The following is a 17,057-nucleotide window of genomic DNA, read 5'->3' as shown; positions in this document are numbered from 1 at the left end:
CTATCGCAAGTGCTCATCTGTGTGTCGGTGCTTCGGTCCCATACCTTGTTTACTCAGTTAATCACACAACTGTTATACATCGGTCCGGAGTAGAGATAGTTGGCACGCGGCATCCTATGTGTCCCAACCACATCTGCTGCGTGCCACTTTCACGAAAGCTGTACACGCTGTCCGCAAGCAGTATGTCTAGACTGAGAGTCCACCAGAACAATTGTCCCAGATACACCACAGCAATTATTTCGCCATCTGCAGCGGTACGTCTCGTGGAAACAGTCTACATTGAAACACAAGTTTAGCCGATAGCTAGTATATAAGATTGCAGTCATAAATGATAGTTCACATCCGACGTTGAAAACTCAGTACCGCTGTTTACTCGATAATCAGATAGATATTTCATACATCACGATTCCGACTGATGAATTGACAGTAGAATTAATATGATAGATAGACATATTTCTAGTAATGAGTGGGTCCGACAGGCGGCCCGACCGAATATCTGACGGCCCGGACACGCTCCACGCAGAGTTCGACTGGAACGCGGTCTCACCGTCAGTGGCGGTCGTACAAACGGTCGCGATTGCGGCTGAGCAAGAGGCGATAGAACTATCGCCCCTCATTGAAACGCTCGATCCGGACGCGCTCGATCAACTATTTGTCCATTCGGCAGAGCCAGACAGTGCCGTCTCGCTCTCGTTTCAACTGGGCGAATACGCAGTGACCGTAACGGGAACCGGGGACGTGTATGTCCGCACCGGATCCGTTCATTTGTGACTGCAAACGGGACAGGAGCACCGCCGCCAACGAGAGGAGACGCTTCCCGAAGATGCTCTAGCGGACACCTGTGAGAGGAAACGGTCAACCAGTCTCGTTCCCAAGCGTTACTGTGTCGAGCGTCGTTGTCCGCTCGTCCGGCGCACCGAGTGGCCGGCCGGTCCAGCGGACCGCGACGGTGTCGCCGCTGTCGAGATAGAAGCCGACTGAGACGTCGCCGTCGAGGTAGTTCCCGTCGCCGTCAGAGTCCACGCGCGGGTCGTCAACGACGACCGTATCGCCGGGGCCGACGGGCAACTGGTCCGCCTCGGCCCACGTCAGCGTGGTCGAGCGGTTCCGGTCCGCGTCGGTGACGACGAGCTCCAGCGCGCGCGTACTGGTGTCCATGAGCCGGTCCCCACCGGCGTGAGTAAGCGTCACCGACCCCGTCTCGGCGTCGAGCTGGCCGTCGATAGTGACCGACGGCGACGCCGTCCGCAGGTCAGCGCCCGGACCGACGACGAGTGCGACCAACCCGGCGACGGCCAGTGCCGCGAGTCCCCAGACTGCGACTCGCTCGACCGTGACGAGACCTCGACCGCGCGACGACTCGGGACTCATTGCTGGAGGGCTCTCCCGGGACGAAAATAAGCGCCCCGGTACGGGTCGAACACGACTGGTCGGCAACCCGTTCTTTTGAAGTAGCTCAATCGTCTAAGCCTTGTACAACGAATGAGTCAGGATTTCTATGAGATACTGGGTGTCTCTCGGGACGCCTCCGAAGACGAGATCAAGGAGGCCTATCGGGAGAAAGCCCGGGAATACCACCCGGACGTGAGCGACGACCCCGACGCCGAAGAGAAGTTCAAGCAGGCCAAGAAGGCCAAAGAGGTCCTCACCGACGAGGAGAAGCGCCAGATGTACGACCAGATGGGCCATGAGCGCTTCGAGCAGGCCGAGAAGCGCGGCGGCGCTGGCGGTGGCGGCGGCCGCGGCGGCATGGGTGGAGACCCGTTCGGCGGCGGTGCTGGCGGTTTCGATATGCAGGATATCTTCGACCAGTTCTTCGGCGGTGGTGGCCGCGGCGGGCGCGGCGGCAGCCGACGGCGACAGGGCCAGGACCTCCAGACGCGACTGGAAATCGACCTCGAAGAGGCCTACAACGGCGCGACGAAGCAGTTGGACGTCACCCGACCGGAAGCCTGCGACGACTGTGACGGGGCCGGGCATCCGCCGGGGGCCGACTCGGAGACCTGCCCGGAGTGTAACGGGCAGGGTCAGACGACGCAGGTCCAGCAGACGCCGATGGGGCGGGTCCAGCAAACGACGACCTGCCGCCGATGTGACGGCGAGGGGACGCTGTACGACGAGACGTGTTCGACCTGTCGGGGCAACGGCGTCGTCCAGAACGACGCGAGCCTCGAAGTCGAGATTCCGGCCGGCATCGCCAGCGGGCAGACGCTCCGGATGCAGCGCGAGGGCGCGCCTGGAGAAAACGGCGGCCCGAACGGCGACCTACTTATCGAGGTGAGCGTCCGCGACCATCCGGACTTCGAGCGCGACGGCGACGACCTGCAACACCAGCAGGCCATCTCGTTCCCACAGGCCGTCTTCGGCGACACCATCACCGTCCCGACGCTGGACGGCGAGGTGGAGGTCGACGTGCCAAGCGGTACCCAGAGCGGCGAGGTGTTCCGCTTAGAGGGGAAGGGCATGCCCCGACTCCGCCGACGCGGCACGGGTGATCTCTACGTTCAGGTACAGGTCGTCACGCCCGACAGCCTCAACGCCGAACAGAAAGAGGCTCTCGAGCAGTTCGCGGAGGCCGGCGGCGAGGAAGTCGACGTCGAGGAAGGCTTCTTCGAGAAACTGAAGAACTCGCTGTAGTCAGTCGCCGCTCGCCGGCGTCCCGTCTGAGCCAGACTGTCCTTCGTATTTTGTAAGCGCCGTTGCGAGCGCGGTATCAGCGTCGACGTCGAGTCGTTCACACAGTGCAAGCAGTGCAAACAGAGCGTCGCCGAGTTCATCCTCCCGTATCGACAGTGCCGTCGAGTCGGTACCATAGCCGGTCGTCTCGTTGACTTCGGCCGCGATATCGCCAAGTTCAGCTACCACGTCGAGCAGCCGGTGGGCGGGCGGTGTGTCGATGTCGTCGTGCCTGAGCACGTCGGCTACTTGTTGCTGTCTTTTCATTTCTAGAGCGTGGAGGAGGCCACCGACATCGGCTTTGTGGCCGCGCTGTTTTTTATCGGTGGGTCCGAACGACGACGTATGCAGGTACTCGGTGACCTTGTCGCGCAGGCCCGCGACCGCGACGGCGTCCTCTTTCGTTCCCCGGAGCGATCGGCGCCGTACAGTTACTCCGATTTCGCCACGAACGCCTGGAAAGGCGGGAATCTGCTGCGACATTATGGCGTCCGACACGGAACGCGGGTCGCCCTCGTCGTCGGTCCCAAAGAGCCGACCGACGAAGATCGGCCGGGCTACCTCCGGGACGCGCCGGACGCACTGCTTGCCTTCCTCGCGGCGGCGCTTGACGGCGCAGTCGTGGATATGGACCCGCCGAATGCGGTCGACGCGACGGCACTTATCGCACCGGCTGCGTGGCTCGACCGCTACACGCAGGGACCGGGAACGAAGGGGCTGGCCTATGGCGGCCCGGTCGATGACCCCACCATCGCCCAGTTCGAGCGGGAACTGTGGAGCGAGAACCCGCTCCAGCCGCCGGGCGAAGTTTCGCCCGAGGACGACGTACTGGCGGCCGACAGAACGTACACGCACGGCGAACTCATGGCCGAGAGCGGCCGTGTCGTCGCCGACTACGATATCGACGCGGAGACGACCGTCGCGCTCCGGGCACCGATGACAACTGCGGGCGCGGTCGTCGCCGGACTGCTTGCACCGATGCGAACCGGTGCGACGGTTGTATTCGGCGGCGATGAGGCTGCGGATATCGCCGTTTCCGAGGGTGACGCGCCCGAAGAAACCGTTGTTCGGCCGGACGACGCGACACCGTCGTAGCAATCCGGCAGACGTTCGTCACCAATGTGCGTAGCGGGTACGCGGTAGTCGCCGTGTTGGTGCGGATGCAAAGCGGAATCGCTGGTCAGTCAGCTGATGGACGCTGTTGCTTTCTTAAAGAATTTATCTGTCCGGCTACGAGGGAAAGTATGGACTTTGACTTCAAGACCGCGGTAGCCCCACTCGTTGTAATTGTCGCCGTCGCGACGGTGGCATTCATGTCTATGGGTGTGATGGGTCGCTCGACAGTGTTCATGATGGTGCTGCCTTCGATGATCGTCTTCTCGGTCATCGCGTTCTTCTTTGGGATGAAGCACGGCGAGTTCCGCGCCAGTCCGTAACAATCTCTCGGTCCACACGGTCTGATGGTCACGGAATCACTACCCTAAACCACTCCTATTTCAACTCCACTCGGTTACCAGCACGGCTGTATGTCGGGCTGGTTCGGCTGTGTGTGAGGGGGTTCTATCAAACGACAAATTGACCGTGTTCGGTGAGTCTCCCGTCGGATTCAGAATAGTTCTGTCGCCGGAGCCGGAGTCGTCGAATTGCAGTCACTCAGTCGGGCGGACGAAGTCCGCAAGCGTCACCAGCAGACCGAGCACCCACCCAAGCGGGATAGAGATACCAAGCCAGATAATAACGTAGGCGATGCCTTCCCGGTCGAAGTTCTCGATGAAGAACTCCGCGACACCGACAGCGGCCAGCACTTCGTAGAGGAACCACCGAGACAGGGAGTCGCTTGCGGGAATGACGACCGAGGCGACCGTCGTCGAGTACAGCGCCGCGACGACCGGCGGCAGGAAGATGGCCGTCATAGCGAACGGGTATGCCAGCGCGACCGTCGTCCCGCGGCCGCCGACGCGCCGGAACGTGACGGCGAGCGCGGCTGACAGCGTCGCGACGCCGCCGGCGACAGCGACAGCGGTGAATCCACCTGACACGAGGTCGATGCTCCCGGGCTCGAACCGGGCGAGCGCCGCTAAGCCGCCCCAGACAAGCACAGAGAGGAGAATGACGCCGACAACGCCAAGCCGCGTCGCGGTGCCGTCGATACGACGTGTCTGGTACCGCAGGACGACGCCACACAGGACCAGCGGATACACCAGCGCAATGACTGGGACACCGAGCGCAGACCAGAGTCGATAGAGAGCCAACCCGGTCGCAGAGTCCGGCGTCCACGTCCCGAGGACGGTGTCGTTGGCGTTTCGCTGACGTGGATACACGAGTTCCATCCACGTCTCGTGTAATCTATTGAGGTCGATACGGACCCCGCCGACGACCCCGTGGCTTCCGGTAGACATACCGGTGGTTTCGTTCTACCGGCGTTAAATGTTTCACGGCAGCCGTGACTGTTGTGATATCGCTGTGAAGAGTACTGCCCGATCCGAAACCGACATATTCAGGACGGGGAGTCACAAACGGTCAGGTATGACAGACGGTAGAGCGGACGTGTCCCGTCGGGGCTTCCTGCGGACGGCGGCAGGGGCCACGGCTGCGTCGGCCGCAGCAGGCACCGCGACCGCACAGGAAGGTACCGAAGGCGGCGACGGTGGTGGCGGCGGTGGGCCGCCGGATTTCGGCGGGTTCCTCGACCAGGTTGGAAACTTCGATGGCTCGGTCGCCGATGCGACCGGACAAGACACCGCGACAGTAGAAGTCGGCGTGAATGCGAACGGGGGATCGTTCGGCTTCGGCCCGCCAGCGATTCACGTGGACAACGGCGCGACCGTCCAGTGGGAATGGACGGGCAACGGCGGCGGCCACAACGTCGTCTCGGACGGAGAGGGGCCGCTTGACTCCGGGAGCGCCGTCTCTAGCGCCGGTGTCAACTACGAGCACACCTTCGAGGAGGACGGCATCTACCCCTATGTCTGCGTGCCACACCAGAGCCTCGGGATGAAGGGAGCCATCGTCGTCGGGACGGACTACCCGACGAAGTCCTCCGGCGGCGGTGGTGGCGGGAGCTCCGGCCCGCCGGAAGTGCCAAACAGCGCGAAGACGCTCGGCGTCGCAACCTCGTTCGTGATGGTGGCGACGCTCGGACTTGGGTACTTCTTCATCCGGTACGGCGGCGACTACGAGACGCCCGAGTAACACTCCGTCGCCGCGTTACACCGAATCCGGGCCAGCGTGAATCTCCAGGTCGACATCCCGTTCCTGCCCTTCGAGATCCTCGACGACACGTTCGACGATTTTGGTCGCCTCCTTGCGGATGAGCGGTTTGACTTTCTCGATAACCCAGTCCATCGAAACGAGCCGGGGGAGGTCGACGGCACTGCTGGAAGCCGACCCGGGGTCGAACGCGACGTGAAACCGCACCCGTGACGCCGTCTCCACGTCCGCTGGGACGCCGTCCGGGTCAGGTTCGACTGCCCAGTACCCTTCGGCGTCGATGTCCTTGACGATCCGCCAGTCGATGCACGTCGGCGGCGAAACGTCAGTCACCTCCGACCGAGCGGTGTAGGAGAGCTTCCACCACGAGAACACGAGGTCGTAGTTCGTCCCCGGCGAGCCGTCGCCGTCCTGTACCACGCGGTCGAGGTATTCGGAATATCGTGCGTAGCCCGGAAAGTCCAGCAGAAACTCGTAGACCTCTTCGGGTGGGACATACACAACCGTGCTGACCTCGACTTCGTCCACGTCTGTGACACCGGATGTACCGAAGGTAAACTTTCGGGCATAGACTCCGTCCGCGGCCGCGTTTTTTGCCGAAAGATTTCCACAGAGCATAATTACGAACAGTAAATATTATCACTCTGTATTGGATACAGTGGTAGTACCATGAGTGCATCCGATATCCAGTCCGCTGATGCCGACAGCGAGAACAGTGGATGGGAGGCCGTCCGCGATCTCCCGCCGAGCGCGAAGCTCGTCGCGAAAGTCCTGGAGTACAACGACACCCTCACTCAGAGCCAACTCGCCGAGGAGACGCTGCTGCCACCGCGGACGGTCCGATATGCCCTCTCCCGGCTCGAAGATGTCGGCGTCATCGACTCCCGGTTTTCCTTCGCCGACGCGCGCAAGCGGATCTATACGCTCCGGGTGGAGTAACCAGCCAGCACGCTTCACATCTGGCAACCAGGTCCTGCATTCCACACCAAGGGCCGTTTCATCCTCTTTGTCGTCCGTTCACAGTGTGAGGACAACGTTGATTAGTCACCCTCACAAGACATCTGGTATGAAAGTCGTCCTGATTGGTGTCGGGCAGGCTGGCGGGAAAGTAACCCAGTCGCTCGCCCAATTCGATTACGACATGGGGTTTGACGCTGTCCGGGGTGCTCTCGCCGTCAATACGGCGCGGGCCGACCTCCAGAACCTCGATATCGACACAGCCCTCATTGGACAGGACCGGGTGAAAGGTCACGGCGTCGGCGGTGACAACGAGCTCGGGGCACAGATTATGCAAGAGAACGCCACCGAGGTGCTTGACGAACTCGACGGTCGCATCACGACCGAGGCCGAGGCCATCGTCGTCGTTGCCGGACTCGGCGGCGGCACCGGCTCGGGCGGCGCACCGATGCTCGCCCGCGAACTCAAGCGCATCTACGAGAAGCCGGTGTACGTCCTCGGTATTCTCCCCGGCCGAGACGAAGGTGGCCTCTATCAGGCCAATGCCGGTCGCTCGCTCAAGACCGCTGCCCGCGAGGCCGACTCCCTCCTCCTCGTCGACAACGACGCCTGGCGGGGCAGCGGCGACAGCGTCGCCGCCGGCTTCGAGCGCGTCAACGACGCCATCTCACAGCGCGTCGGCCTGCTGTTCGCCTCCGGCGAGGCAGTCGAGGGAGTCGGCGAGAGCGTCGTCGACTCCTCGGAGATCATCAACACGCTCAGGGGCGGCGGCATCGCCTCTATCGGTTACGCCAGCGCCGAGGCCAGCGAGGACGCCAGCGAGAACGTCAACACCATCACCAGCGTCACCCGGAAAGCCCTCCTTACGAGCATGAGCCTGCCCAACGCGGTTAAAGCCGACTCGGCTCTCCTCGTCGTCGCGGGTGACCCCGAACGTCTCTCGCGGAAAGGTGTCGAACGAGCGCGCCGCTGGGTGGAAGATCAGACCGGGAGTATGGAGGTCCGGGGCGGGGACTTCCCGCTCGGGTCGGACAAAGTCGCGTCGCTGATCGTCCTTTCGGGCGTCGAACGGTCCAAACGGGTCGACGAATTCATGGAACGTGCCACAGAAGCAGCGAACTCACAGGGCGGGACGACCGACCCTGACGAGTTCACAAGCGACGAACTGGACGGACTGTTCTAAACTGTTTTCGGCGCAGATATCGGGACCACTCGACTGGGACGGCAGCCTCAGGCGAGACTACTACCGTCGAACTTCGCGCGGTCGAAGTCGTGGTCAAGCAGGTCGAGAACCGTCGGTGCGATGTCGTAGAGGTCGGCATCTTCGATGCGAACGTCCGGGTCATCGACCAGGAGCGTCGCGTTGTCGAAGCTGTGCATCCCGTTTCGCGGCCCGACACCGAACACGTCCTCCGAGCCTTTGAATCCAGCCTTCAGGTCGAATCCGTGGTTCGGGACGACAGTGAGATCCGGCGCGATGTCGTCGTGGTCGCCACGGAAGGCGTCTTCCTTGGTCACGACACTGTCGGCGACCTTCTTGCCGTCGGGGCCTTCCAGCGATTCGAGTTTCTCCTTGAGGTCCGCACGGACGGACTCGTACTCGGATTCGGGAACGCTGCCGTTCGGCTCTCGGCCCTCTAGATTGATGTAGAACCGTCCGGGGATGAGCGAGTAGGCTTTCGTGTCCTCGCTGATATCGCCGAGTTCGGAGTGGTCGTCGGTCGCGTAGTCGAGCCACCCCTCCTGCTGGAGCCACTCGTTGAAGTGGACCTCGTAGTCGAGGGAAGTGAAGCCGTGGTCCGAGGCGACGACCATCGTCACGTCGTCGGGGAGTCGGTCCCGCAGGTCGCCGAGATAGGCGTCGACCTGCTTGTAGAACTCGAAGAACGCCTCCTGGTTCTCGCCGTCGCGCTCGTAGTCCTTGAACAGGAAGTGGTTGACCCGGTCAGTGGTCATGAACACCCCGAAAAACAGGTCCCAATCGTCCTGTTCGACGTAGTGCTTGAACGCCTCGTAACGCTTTTCGAGCGTCTTGTGGGCGTCCTCGACGAAATCGCTCTTGTCGTCGTCGTGGCCGAGTTTGGCGTTGACATCGATCCGGTAGTCGCTGTCCTGAAGATGGTCACGGAGTTCGTCCGGATAGGCGGCCTTGTCGACGCCCGGCGAGAGAAAGCCCGACACCATCCGCTGGACGTTCCGCTGTGGCGGGAAGGTGACCGGTACGTTGAGCACCGTGGCATTGCGGCCATCGTCAGTGACGCGATCCCAGAGTCGCGTCGCCTGCACGTCACGCCCCATCGGTACGTAGGTGTCGTACGAACCGACCTCGCGGTCCTGGAAGCCGTAGACGCCCGTTTGTCCGGGGTTAACGCCGGTCGTCAGCGCCGGCCAGCAGGCGCTAGACTCGGGAGGAACGATACTGTCGATAGGGCCGGCGCTTCCGTCCGACGCCATCTCCGTGAGGTTCGGAAACACGTCAGGGTGTTCGTCAATGAGACTGAACGGTACGCCGTCGATGCCGAAGAAGGCAACACGCGGTGCATCGTCGCCCTTCAATCGGTCGAATAATCCCATACAACCCGTTAGTCAGGTCAGGAACAAGAAACTTCTTTTCGGAGTCGCGTCATCGAAAGCGGCAATATCATCGACACAGCCCAAGGTCAAGACGGCTGGTCCGCGTTCTCCGGAACCACAGTTAGGTGTGCGATTCCGGGTGTCGACCGCCGCTCGACTCGCGGAACGACAGTCGTGTGGTCCAGCGCCGCGTCGGTGTCATCAGTAGTCATACGTGTATCGATAGTGGTTACACGGGCAAAAAATTACCCATGCTCATACATAATCGGAGACGCCTGCCGGTATTACTTCTGGAAATACGGCGGCGGTGGAACGAAACTGCAAAAAGTGGTACCGGAAGCGTCAGTTGAACTCTTCGTCGTACAGTTCCTGCGCGTGGACGATAGCGTCCTTTGCAGCCTCTTTATCCTCCCAGCCCAGCGTTTCGACTTCTTTGCCCTCTTCGAGGTTCTTGTAGGTCGAGAAGAACTCGTCAATCTCGTCGAGGGTCTGCTGCGGGATGTCGTCAAGGTCCTCGATGTGATCGTAGCGCGGGTCCTCGGTCGGAACTGCGATGACCTTATCGTCTTGCTCGCCGTCGTCGTCCATCTTCATCAGGGCGACGGGGCGGGCCTCGATGACACAGCCGGGGAACGTCTGGTCTTCGACGAGAACGAGCACGTCGAACGGGTCCTCGTCGTCGTAGTACGACTGCGGAATGAAACCGTAGTCAGACGGGTAGTGAACGTTCGAGTGGAGAACACGGTCGAGGACGACACCAGGGATGTCCTTTTCGTATTCGTACTTGTTACGCTCGCCTTTCAGGCACTCGACGACAGCGTAGATCTCTTCGGGTGGGTTCGGTCCAGTTTCCAGGTCTTCCCAGAGGTTCGTCATCACCGGCGACTGCGCGACGCCGTCAAAAAATCCTTTCGTAATAGCCGCAGCTATTCGGTATTATGCGCTATATAACCCAATAATATCTAACTATAGATATATTCTTACATTACACTTACTACCTGTAAACGACAATCTGAAAGCAGATTAATCGGAAACTCAATTCAACTGAAGCCGCATAATGTAACTTTCTCGATATTATTGTACCTGCTAGTTGTGTGGGGGTTAATGCCCCACAGCAGGCGTTGTGCGCCAGGGTTAACAAGTGTTAAATAGCTTGCTGACATTTACCCAACTATGTCAGAGGCACAAACAGTTACTGACAGTCCGGGCATCGCAAAAGAACTTACCGCTTTTCAGCAGAATATTCTGGTAATACTCGCTGAAGAGCCGCGGTATGGTCTCGCTATCAAGCGCGAACTAGAAGAATACTACAACGACGAAGTCAACCACGGTCGCCTGTACCCGAACCTTGACGACCTCGTCGAGATGGGACTCGTCGAGAAGAGCGAACTCGACAAGCGAACGAACCAGTACTCCCTGACAGAGTCGGGCAAGGACGCAGTCCTTGACCAGCTCGGATGGGTGTTCGGGAAGTTCATCTCCGACGACGGTCGAGCCAACGAACTCCGTGATCTGATCGCGGCACAGCAGTAGACTCGCACCTGGGCACCTGCGAACTACTGTTAATCAATTCTTAACGCGAAACAGACACTGATTACCAGCAGGTGTACCGGACAGTTACAGGTCAGGAGCGCGGCCACCGGCTTCTTCGATAGTAAGACGGATCGACCGGTCGAGGACCGACTGTTGTTCCGCAGTTGGCCACGCGTTCCGTCGGACGTAGTCGTCCCGAAACTCCTGAATTTCGTCCGGTGTCGCCTCCGAGATCGGTTTCGCGTAGTGGTTGCCCATGAAATCGGCGAGCAGCTCCGCGTTGGCGCCGTGTATCTCACCGTGCGCTTCGGTCACAGCTTCGACGACAGCCCGGTTTGCAGCGTCGATCTCTTCCCACTCGTCCGGGTCGCCGGGACCCGAAAGTCGTATCTCGACGCCACGGTCGATATCGTCGACCCGCTCGGGACGGATGACGCCATCATCGACCCATTCGACGGGATGGCAGACGAGTACGTCACCCGTCCCGTCGTTCCTGATGCGAGCGGTGTAGTCGTACTCGGCGAGGATTTCATCGCGTTCGGTCCTGTAGGCGTCGGCCTCGGCATCGTCGACTGCCTCGCGAGCGAGTCTGGTCAGCCGTTCGGCCCGTTCGGTCACGTCTGTCGGCAGGTCAGTCATCGTCGAGTGCGTCGTTTGCTAGTTCGTCCGCACGGTCGTTTATTTCTCGCGGAACGTGCTCGATCTGCCAGTCGTCAAAACCAGTCAGCAGTTCACGCACGCGGACGCGGTTTTCGCGCAGTTCCGGATCGTTCGTATCCCATTCACCACGGACTTGTTTGACGATAAGCTCTGAGTCACCCCGGATATGGACGTCGTCGAATCCGTAATCGCGTGCGACTTCGATCGCACGGATGAGCGCTCTGTATTCCGCCTGGTTGTTTGTCGCTGTACCGATCGTCTCCCCACCCTCCGTGACAATCCCGCTGTCGTCGACCAGCACGTAGCCGACCGAGGACGGCCCTGGATTGCCACGCGATGCGCCATCAAAATACGCATGGACTCGCCCGCCGTCATTGCCGCGTAACAGGGCCTCAAGTTGTGCGGACTCCTCGCCCTGCACGACGACTTTTCCGTCGTAGGCGACCGCCGTCGCACCGCCGTAGTCGACACGCCAGCGCTCGTGATCGGTGTTTCCTGCTTCAATGTCGAGTCCCGCATCCGCTAGGCGCTCGCGGGCCGTCGTCTCGTCGCATTCGATGACCGGCATTGTCCGAGGGTGGCTGACCCGTCGGTATAGACGTTGTGGTCGGCCTGTCAGTTCCCGGCGTTCCTGCTGATTCGCTCGGCACCGGTCTGTCGACCCTCTTCACCACCAAGGAACCGACCTAGAACGCCGACCAGCCCGCCAACGGTGACAACGGTTCCGGCGGCAAACATTATTGAGAGGATCGGATCGACAGGCTCGATGAAGATGGGCGAGAGAAACAGGATAATACCGGACAGGATCGCGACCACCGCTGCAACGGGGCTGACCTGCTTGCCCGACGAAACGCGGTACGTAGAGTGGGCGAGCGTGAGGGCTGCGAGTTCCCCGACGAGAAGGTTGACAAGTGCCTGCTGGTACGCGACCGGAATGATCGCCGAGACGAATATGACAACCATGCTGACCAGCGTTGCGCCGAGCAGGAACCATTTCGTGGTATTTACCATGATTTATATCACCTGTTGTTACTCAATCCAACCCTGTAAGAGTTGCTCTCCCACGGGCCGCTGGAAAGGTTCTTATCGGGGAGGACCGAAGGCGTGACAGATGCAACTCGACGAGTTCATCGAGGGGTTCGAGGAGGATGAAGCCGCACAGCGGCGGCGTCTCGCGGCAGAGAAGTCCTACGCCATCACCGACCACCTCGAAGACGTCGAGCAGCAGTTCGAGGCAGCAGTGCAGGGCGATTCGCTGTTCGGATCGACGGCCCCAGAGATATTCGTCGGCCGGTCGGGGTATCCCAACGTCTCGACAGGCCTGCTCTCTCCGGTCGATACCGACGCCGCCGCTGCTGGGTTCGCGACCAGCGGCGACTGGTACCAGGAGGGACTGGGTATCGAGGACGTGCTCCAGCGCCGGACCGGTATGGTGAACTCCACCCAGACGACATCAGTCGATTCCGTCAGCGCCGGTGGCGGGCGCGGCGGTGGCGGAGTCCATGACGTCTGGAACGGCTTCGTCGGCGTCCAGCGTGAAGTCGCCATCGCGGATCATCCCGTGGACGTGGAGGTCGGTCTCGACGGTACTCCCGAGATGGATGTGAGTTTCGACGACGTTGGGACGCCGACGGGGCCGCGTGCCCACGCGACTGGTGCCGACTTAGCTGAGAACCCACACGTGCCCCGACCCGTGGAAAAGACGCTGTCGGACGACGACTGGCGTGCTGAGGGCGCGATGGCGTACCTGTACCGCCGTGGGTTCGACGTGTACGACATCAACACCATCCTCTCGGCAGGCGCGCTCGGGCAGGCCAGCGAGCGCTCGCTGGTGCCGACGCGATGGTCGATCACTGCCGTCGACGACACGGTCGGGCAGTACGTCCGTGGTACGCTGCGCAACGCCGACACCATCGACAAGCCGGAGCTGTGGTACAACGAGTACATGGGGAACCGCTACTGGGTCGTGCTCGCACCCGGTCGCTGGGAGTTCGAACTCGTCGAGATGAAAGCGCCCCAGAGCGTCTGGAACCCGCGCCCGGAGACGGGCTACTACATGTCCAGCGCTCACGAGGGCTACGAGGGACGGACCGCCTACGTCGAGGAGACTGCGGGAGCGTACTACGCGGCACGACTCGGCGTCCTCGAACACCTACAGGAGCGCGACAAACAGGCGAAGTGTCTGGTGCTACGGGAAATCACCGACGACTACTGGGCACCGGTCGGCGTCTGGCAGGTGCGTGAGGGCGTCCGGAATGCCTTCGACGGGGAACCCGGGACCGCCCAGTCCTTCCGGGAGACGCTGACGGCTATCGCCGACCAGCTCCCCGTCACTCTCGGGCAGTTACGTCGCAAGTCCGAGCTCGTCGCCGGGCTCCAGTCGCAGTTAAGCGATTTCTAACACCGCTTCACGTTGTGATAAACGACCTGTGTCCAGCAACCGTTATCGGCGTCGTCCGCTGTCACTGTCACCGGTATCGTCCCAGGCTGAGGTGCCGAATCCGCTATCGTCGGCGTCGTCGCTCCGGCCCGAATCGTCGGCGTAACTATCACTCCCCGGATCGTTCACACCCGAGGTGATCCCTGCCGTGGATGGACCGGACCCGTGTGTCCCGCCGGTCGAAGTGGTGGGTGTGAGCGGCGGTTCGCCGTACGCCTCCTCGTATGCGTCCGCGAAACCACGCCCCCAGATATACATGATCGCGGACTGGCCAACGAACGCGAGGAACGGAACGGCGAGGTAGCCAATAATCGTGAATCCCAAGACGGTCGCTCCAACGGAGACGAGGATGTTGACCGCAAACGCCATCACCACGGCCATCAGCATTGTTCGACTTGTCCCGACAGACGAGAGAACATCACGGTCAAAGCCCGCAGCGATACTGTCAGCCCGAACGAAGTTCCCTGTCGCAACGGGTAGTATCACTGCCATTGCAAGAACTCCGATAAAGTAGAGCAAAGCAGCGACGAGAAAACCGACGAGCAGCAACCCCTCCGAGCCGCCGAGTCCACCGCCGATCACCAGCAGGCCCGGGATGGCAAGCGCGAGAGTGAGCAGCAAACCGTATCCAATAACGACGACCGTATGTCGGACCCCGTCAACGGTGATGTCGACCAGATCCAGTTCGTCCCAGGCTGGCGGCGTGTCAGTCTCACCCCTGAGGACACGGCGCATTACTTCGAGCATATATCCCTGGAACGTGAACAATGGAACGAGCAAAAAGCCGAAAAACAGTACAACCCCACCGAGTGCGACGCGTTTGGCCCAGTCATCGCCCTGGGTCTGATAGCGAAGTGCGTCCTCTATCATGTTCAGTCAGTCTTAAGATAGGTTCAAATAAGTTGTGTAATAATTGAAAACGAGCCAGACATCCCAGTTCTTGGACCAGTTCAGTACAGGCAACGGCGTGGCTCAGGTTCGATCGGTGCTGTGTGGCGGAACCTCGACAAACGCCGGGTCGTCGACTTCTTCGGCACAAACCGGGCATCCAACGACCAACAGGCGCTTCCGGACGCCATCGTCGACCGTTGCACACGCACCACAGTTCGGGCATGTGAAGCGGTACTCCGGCATGTATTCAGGCACGGACTTGGATAGACGAAGGAACTGCCCCCTCAATGTGGAGGGGCTATACGTACGTAGGAACGTCCCGCTCGCGGGTCAGCTCGCCAACCGCTACTGCCGTACGATGGAGGATATCAGATATATAGCCCACAATAGCTGTCTTAGGAAGGATTATTCCACTCGCTCGGTACGCTTACACGATGACTGATACGCCGCTGAAGTTCGGGTTCGTCTGCGTCCAGAACGCGGGCCGAAGCCAGATGTCCACAGCGTTTGCCGAGCGGGAGCGTACCCGTCGCGGACTTGAAGATGCGGTCGAAATCCTGACGGGCGGCACAGACCCCGCGGACGAAGTGCATCCGGGGGTCGTCGATGCGATGGATGAACTCGGCATCGACCTCTCTGACCGGGCCCCACAAGCGGTTTCGGACGACGAACTCAACGAGTGTACTGTCGTTGCGACAATGGGGTGTTCGACGCTCGAACTCGACGCCGATGTCGCAGTGCGCGACTGGGCGCTAGAGGACCCGCACGGACAGCCAATCGAACAGGTCCGGGAAACCCGAGATGAGATCGAGAAGCGTGTCGCCGACCTGTTCGACGAGTTCACCGACAGCAGTACCAATTGAAACGATTTACGCACTGAGCGCACTGCTCTCGTGCGATCTGGTGTAGATTGAATTTCAGTAGCTACTATAACCGATACCTGCTGCAGACGCTGAAGTTAGAGCGGTCCGACGCATCGGCCGAATAGCCTCAGCCCTTGACAGCAGACTACCACTCAACGTACGTGAGATACTCGACCTGTTCGTAGGCCAGAAGCCACGTCCCATAGCTGTCCGTGACCTCGATTCCCTCGTGCTCCCGGATGCGGTCGGTAACGGACTGGAAGGCTTCGTTATCCTCAAAGTACCCGCCATCAATTGCTTCTTCAACCACTTCACGTTCGGCTTCGGAGAGGCCTGAGAGGGTGAACAAGTACTGGTCTCGAATCTGGTCAGCAAACGAGTTGACACCCGACGCGACTTCCGTCGCCTCGTATCGGTATTCGGTCTCCGTCGTCGTTCGTGTGCTGACCGTCACCCGGTAGCGGTCGCCGTCGTGGACGATAATATCGTACTGCTGCTCGGGAACGAACACCGAGCCGTTCCCCACTTCCTCGGCAGTGCCGTACCCGACACCCACGTCGTACCCGTCCCCGCTGGGCGGGTCGTCGTCCGAAATGATCGGGTCAAGGCGCTGGCGGTCTACCGCCGGTAGCTCCTCGTAGGCGATTTCGCCGATCTCAGCCGTCGAATCATCCGGATCGAAATCGATCCGTACCTCGTACACCGTCACGTCGCTACTCTCGAGTGCCGTCTCCGAAACGTCGTAGAAGGCATCGTCGATCCGGACGGTATCAATCTGGTCGAACAGCTCGTGTCGCCCTCGGCGCGTCGTAGAGCCGTTTTCGATGGCCTCCGAAGCGACCGTGTACTCCGTCGACTCGGGGCCGGGCGACATCGAAACTTCGTCGGCGATATCGGCCGCTGTCGCGTTGTCCATGTCCAGCACGACGGAGGGATGACCACAGCCGGCGACAGCGACCGAGAGGAGGGCTGTTCCACTTGCAAGGAACTGGCGTCGTCGCATACAACTACTGACAGACAACCAGAAGGAAAGCTTTCCGGGTCGGTTTCCCTGACTGCTTCGCGTCCGAGCGTCGATGGCATAAACAAAGTATAGCTGTGAGGAAGCTAGCAACGGTCGCGGACGTGACCTGCTGTCCTCAAATCGAACCAGACGGCCGGCGAAATCTACCTATAGCATCGACCGAATGTTTCGATTCTCTGAAAATACAAGTGATTGCCTATATGATATAGAAATCAGGTTGTGTAGGGCG

23 protein-coding genes are annotated in these 17,057 nt (G+C 60.6%); 10 read left to right on the top strand and 13 right to left on the bottom strand.

What is annotated here, in order from left to right; genetic code table 11:
- Window positions 1-462 precede the first annotated feature (462 nt).
- On the top strand, window positions 463-771 hold the full coding sequence (locus IEY38_RS11315) for a HalOD1 output domain-containing protein (protein ID WP_188977858.1): 309 nt from the start codon (window positions 463-465) through the stop codon (window positions 769-771).
- An 84-nt stretch (window positions 772-855) separates the two neighbouring features.
- On the opposite strand, the gene IEY38_RS11310 is transcribed toward IEY38_RS11315, so the two are convergent.
- Entirely contained in the window at window positions 856-1,371 is a 516-nt protein-coding gene (locus IEY38_RS11310) for a hypothetical protein (RefSeq protein ID WP_188977856.1), read from the bottom strand.
- Window positions 1,372-1,482: 111 nt separating this feature from the next.
- On the opposite strand from IEY38_RS11310, the gene dnaJ reads away from it, so the two are divergent.
- Entirely contained in the window at window positions 1,483-2,637 is a 1,155-nt protein-coding gene (dnaJ, locus tag IEY38_RS11305) for a molecular chaperone DnaJ (RefSeq protein WP_188977854.1), read from the top strand.
- On the opposite strand, the gene IEY38_RS11300 is transcribed toward dnaJ, so the two are convergent.
- The gene (locus tag IEY38_RS11300) at window positions 2,638-2,943 is read right to left on the bottom strand and encodes a MazG-like family protein (RefSeq protein WP_188977852.1); all 306 of its coding nucleotides are present in this window, start codon (window positions 2,941-2,943) and stop codon (window positions 2,638-2,640) included. It abuts the gene before it with no gap.
- 78 nt (window positions 2,944-3,021) lie between these two features.
- Between IEY38_RS11300 and IEY38_RS11295 the strand changes: the two genes are divergently transcribed.
- Window positions 3,022-3,771, top strand: coding sequence for a hypothetical protein (locus IEY38_RS11295; protein WP_188978233.1), 750 nt, complete (start codon window positions 3,022-3,024; stop codon window positions 3,769-3,771).
- Window positions 3,772-3,920: 149 nt separating this feature from the next.
- Entirely contained in the window at window positions 3,921-4,112 is a 192-nt protein-coding gene (locus tag IEY38_RS11290; RefSeq protein ID WP_004593831.1) for a DUF7333 family protein, read from the top strand.
- Between the two features lie 213 nt (window positions 4,113-4,325).
- Here the strand turns inward: IEY38_RS11290 and IEY38_RS11285 are convergent, their stop codons facing one another.
- Window positions 4,326-5,075 (bottom strand): hypothetical protein, encoded by a 750-nt coding sequence (locus tag IEY38_RS11285; RefSeq protein ID WP_188977850.1) that lies wholly within the window; start codon window positions 5,073-5,075, stop codon window positions 4,326-4,328.
- A 127-nt stretch (window positions 5,076-5,202) separates the two neighbouring features.
- On the opposite strand from IEY38_RS11285, the gene IEY38_RS11280 reads away from it, so the two are divergent.
- Window positions 5,203-5,868, top strand: coding sequence for a halocyanin domain-containing protein (locus IEY38_RS11280; protein WP_188977848.1), 666 nt, complete (start codon window positions 5,203-5,205; stop codon window positions 5,866-5,868).
- 15 nt (window positions 5,869-5,883) lie between these two features.
- On the opposite strand, the gene IEY38_RS11275 is transcribed toward IEY38_RS11280, so the two are convergent.
- The gene (locus IEY38_RS11275) at window positions 5,884-6,414 is read right to left on the bottom strand and encodes an SRPBCC family protein (RefSeq protein ID WP_188977846.1); all 531 of its coding nucleotides are present in this window, start codon (window positions 6,412-6,414) and stop codon (window positions 5,884-5,886) included.
- Window positions 6,415-6,555: 141 nt separating this feature from the next.
- Here IEY38_RS11275 and IEY38_RS11270 point away from each other — a divergent pair, with 141 nt between their 5' ends.
- Window positions 6,556-6,825, top strand: a complete 270-nt coding sequence (locus IEY38_RS11270; RefSeq protein WP_188977844.1) for a MarR family transcriptional regulator — start codon at window positions 6,556-6,558, stop codon at window positions 6,823-6,825.
- A 127-nt stretch (window positions 6,826-6,952) separates the two neighbouring features.
- Window positions 6,953-8,026: a tubulin/FtsZ family protein gene (locus tag IEY38_RS11265; protein WP_188977842.1), complete on the top strand. Its 1,074-nt coding sequence runs from the start codon at window positions 6,953-6,955 to the stop codon at window positions 8,024-8,026.
- Window positions 8,027-8,073: 47 nt separating this feature from the next.
- Here IEY38_RS11265 and IEY38_RS11260 read toward each other — a convergent pair whose 3' ends face one another.
- The 3 genes from IEY38_RS11260 to IEY38_RS11255 all read right to left on the bottom strand — a co-directional run bounded on the left by IEY38_RS11260 (window position 8,074) and on the right by IEY38_RS11255 (window position 10,293).
- The gene (locus IEY38_RS11260) at window positions 8,074-9,417 is read right to left on the bottom strand and encodes an alkaline phosphatase family protein (protein ID WP_170098466.1); all 1,344 of its coding nucleotides are present in this window, start codon (window positions 9,415-9,417) and stop codon (window positions 8,074-8,076) included.
- An 86-nt stretch (window positions 9,418-9,503) separates the two neighbouring features.
- Window positions 9,504-9,629 (bottom strand): hypothetical protein, encoded by a 126-nt coding sequence (locus IEY38_RS21655; protein ID WP_268238767.1) that lies wholly within the window; start codon window positions 9,627-9,629, stop codon window positions 9,504-9,506.
- A gap of 130 nt (window positions 9,630-9,759) precedes the next feature.
- Entirely contained in the window at window positions 9,760-10,293 is a 534-nt protein-coding gene (locus tag IEY38_RS11255; RefSeq protein ID WP_007189117.1) for an inorganic diphosphatase, read from the bottom strand.
- A gap of 297 nt (window positions 10,294-10,590) precedes the next feature.
- Here IEY38_RS11255 and IEY38_RS11250 point away from each other — a divergent pair, with 297 nt between their 5' ends.
- Window positions 10,591-10,950, top strand: a complete 360-nt coding sequence (locus tag IEY38_RS11250; RefSeq protein WP_188977840.1) for a PadR family transcriptional regulator — start codon at window positions 10,591-10,593, stop codon at window positions 10,948-10,950.
- A gap of 84 nt (window positions 10,951-11,034) precedes the next feature.
- On the opposite strand, the gene IEY38_RS11245 is transcribed toward IEY38_RS11250, so the two are convergent.
- From IEY38_RS11245 to IEY38_RS11235, 3 genes are read right to left on the bottom strand one after another with little or no spacing between them, the layout of a single operon-like run.
- Complete coding sequence (locus IEY38_RS11245) at window positions 11,035-11,589, bottom strand: DUF7108 family protein (protein ID WP_188977838.1); 555 nt, start codon at window positions 11,587-11,589, stop codon at window positions 11,035-11,037.
- Window positions 11,582-12,178 (bottom strand): ribonuclease HI, encoded by a 597-nt coding sequence (rnhA, locus tag IEY38_RS11240; protein ID WP_188977836.1) that lies wholly within the window; start codon window positions 12,176-12,178, stop codon window positions 11,582-11,584. Before rnhA ends, IEY38_RS11245 begins: the two co-directional genes overlap by 8 nt.
- 47 nt (window positions 12,179-12,225) lie before the next feature.
- Window positions 12,226-12,621: a hypothetical protein gene (locus IEY38_RS11235; protein ID WP_188977834.1), complete on the bottom strand. Its 396-nt coding sequence runs from the start codon at window positions 12,619-12,621 to the stop codon at window positions 12,226-12,228.
- A 100-nt stretch (window positions 12,622-12,721) separates the two neighbouring features.
- On the opposite strand from IEY38_RS11235, the gene nreA reads away from it, so the two are divergent.
- On the top strand, window positions 12,722-14,011 hold the full coding sequence (gene nreA / locus IEY38_RS11230) for a DNA repair protein NreA (protein WP_188977832.1): 1,290 nt from the start codon (window positions 12,722-12,724) through the stop codon (window positions 14,009-14,011).
- Between the two features lie 42 nt (window positions 14,012-14,053).
- On the opposite strand, the gene IEY38_RS11225 is transcribed toward nreA, so the two are convergent.
- Both IEY38_RS11225 and IEY38_RS11220 read right to left on the bottom strand, forming a co-directional pair.
- Entirely contained in the window at window positions 14,054-14,920 is an 867-nt protein-coding gene (locus IEY38_RS11225) for a DUF4013 domain-containing protein (protein WP_188977830.1), read from the bottom strand.
- A 102-nt stretch (window positions 14,921-15,022) separates the two neighbouring features.
- Complete coding sequence (locus IEY38_RS11220) at window positions 15,023-15,184, bottom strand: DUF7560 family zinc ribbon protein (RefSeq protein ID WP_188977828.1); 162 nt, start codon at window positions 15,182-15,184, stop codon at window positions 15,023-15,025.
- A 191-nt stretch (window positions 15,185-15,375) separates the two neighbouring features.
- On the opposite strand from IEY38_RS11220, the gene IEY38_RS11215 reads away from it, so the two are divergent.
- Window positions 15,376-15,804, top strand: a complete 429-nt coding sequence (locus IEY38_RS11215; RefSeq protein ID WP_188977826.1) for an arsenate-mycothiol transferase ArsC — start codon at window positions 15,376-15,378, stop codon at window positions 15,802-15,804.
- A gap of 145 nt (window positions 15,805-15,949) precedes the next feature.
- Here IEY38_RS11215 and IEY38_RS11210 read toward each other — a convergent pair whose 3' ends face one another.
- Entirely contained in the window at window positions 15,950-16,807 is an 858-nt protein-coding gene (locus IEY38_RS11210; protein ID WP_188977824.1) for a hypothetical protein, read from the bottom strand.
- Window positions 16,808-17,057 lie beyond the last annotated feature (250 nt).

This window comes from Haloarcula sebkhae, from assembly GCF_014647415.1.
Lineage (GTDB): Archaea > Halobacteriota > Halobacteria > Halobacteriales > Haloarculaceae > Haloarcula > Haloarcula sebkhae.
The sequence above is the reverse complement of the archived record's forward strand: the minus strand, read 5'-3'. Positions and strand labels throughout refer to the sequence as shown.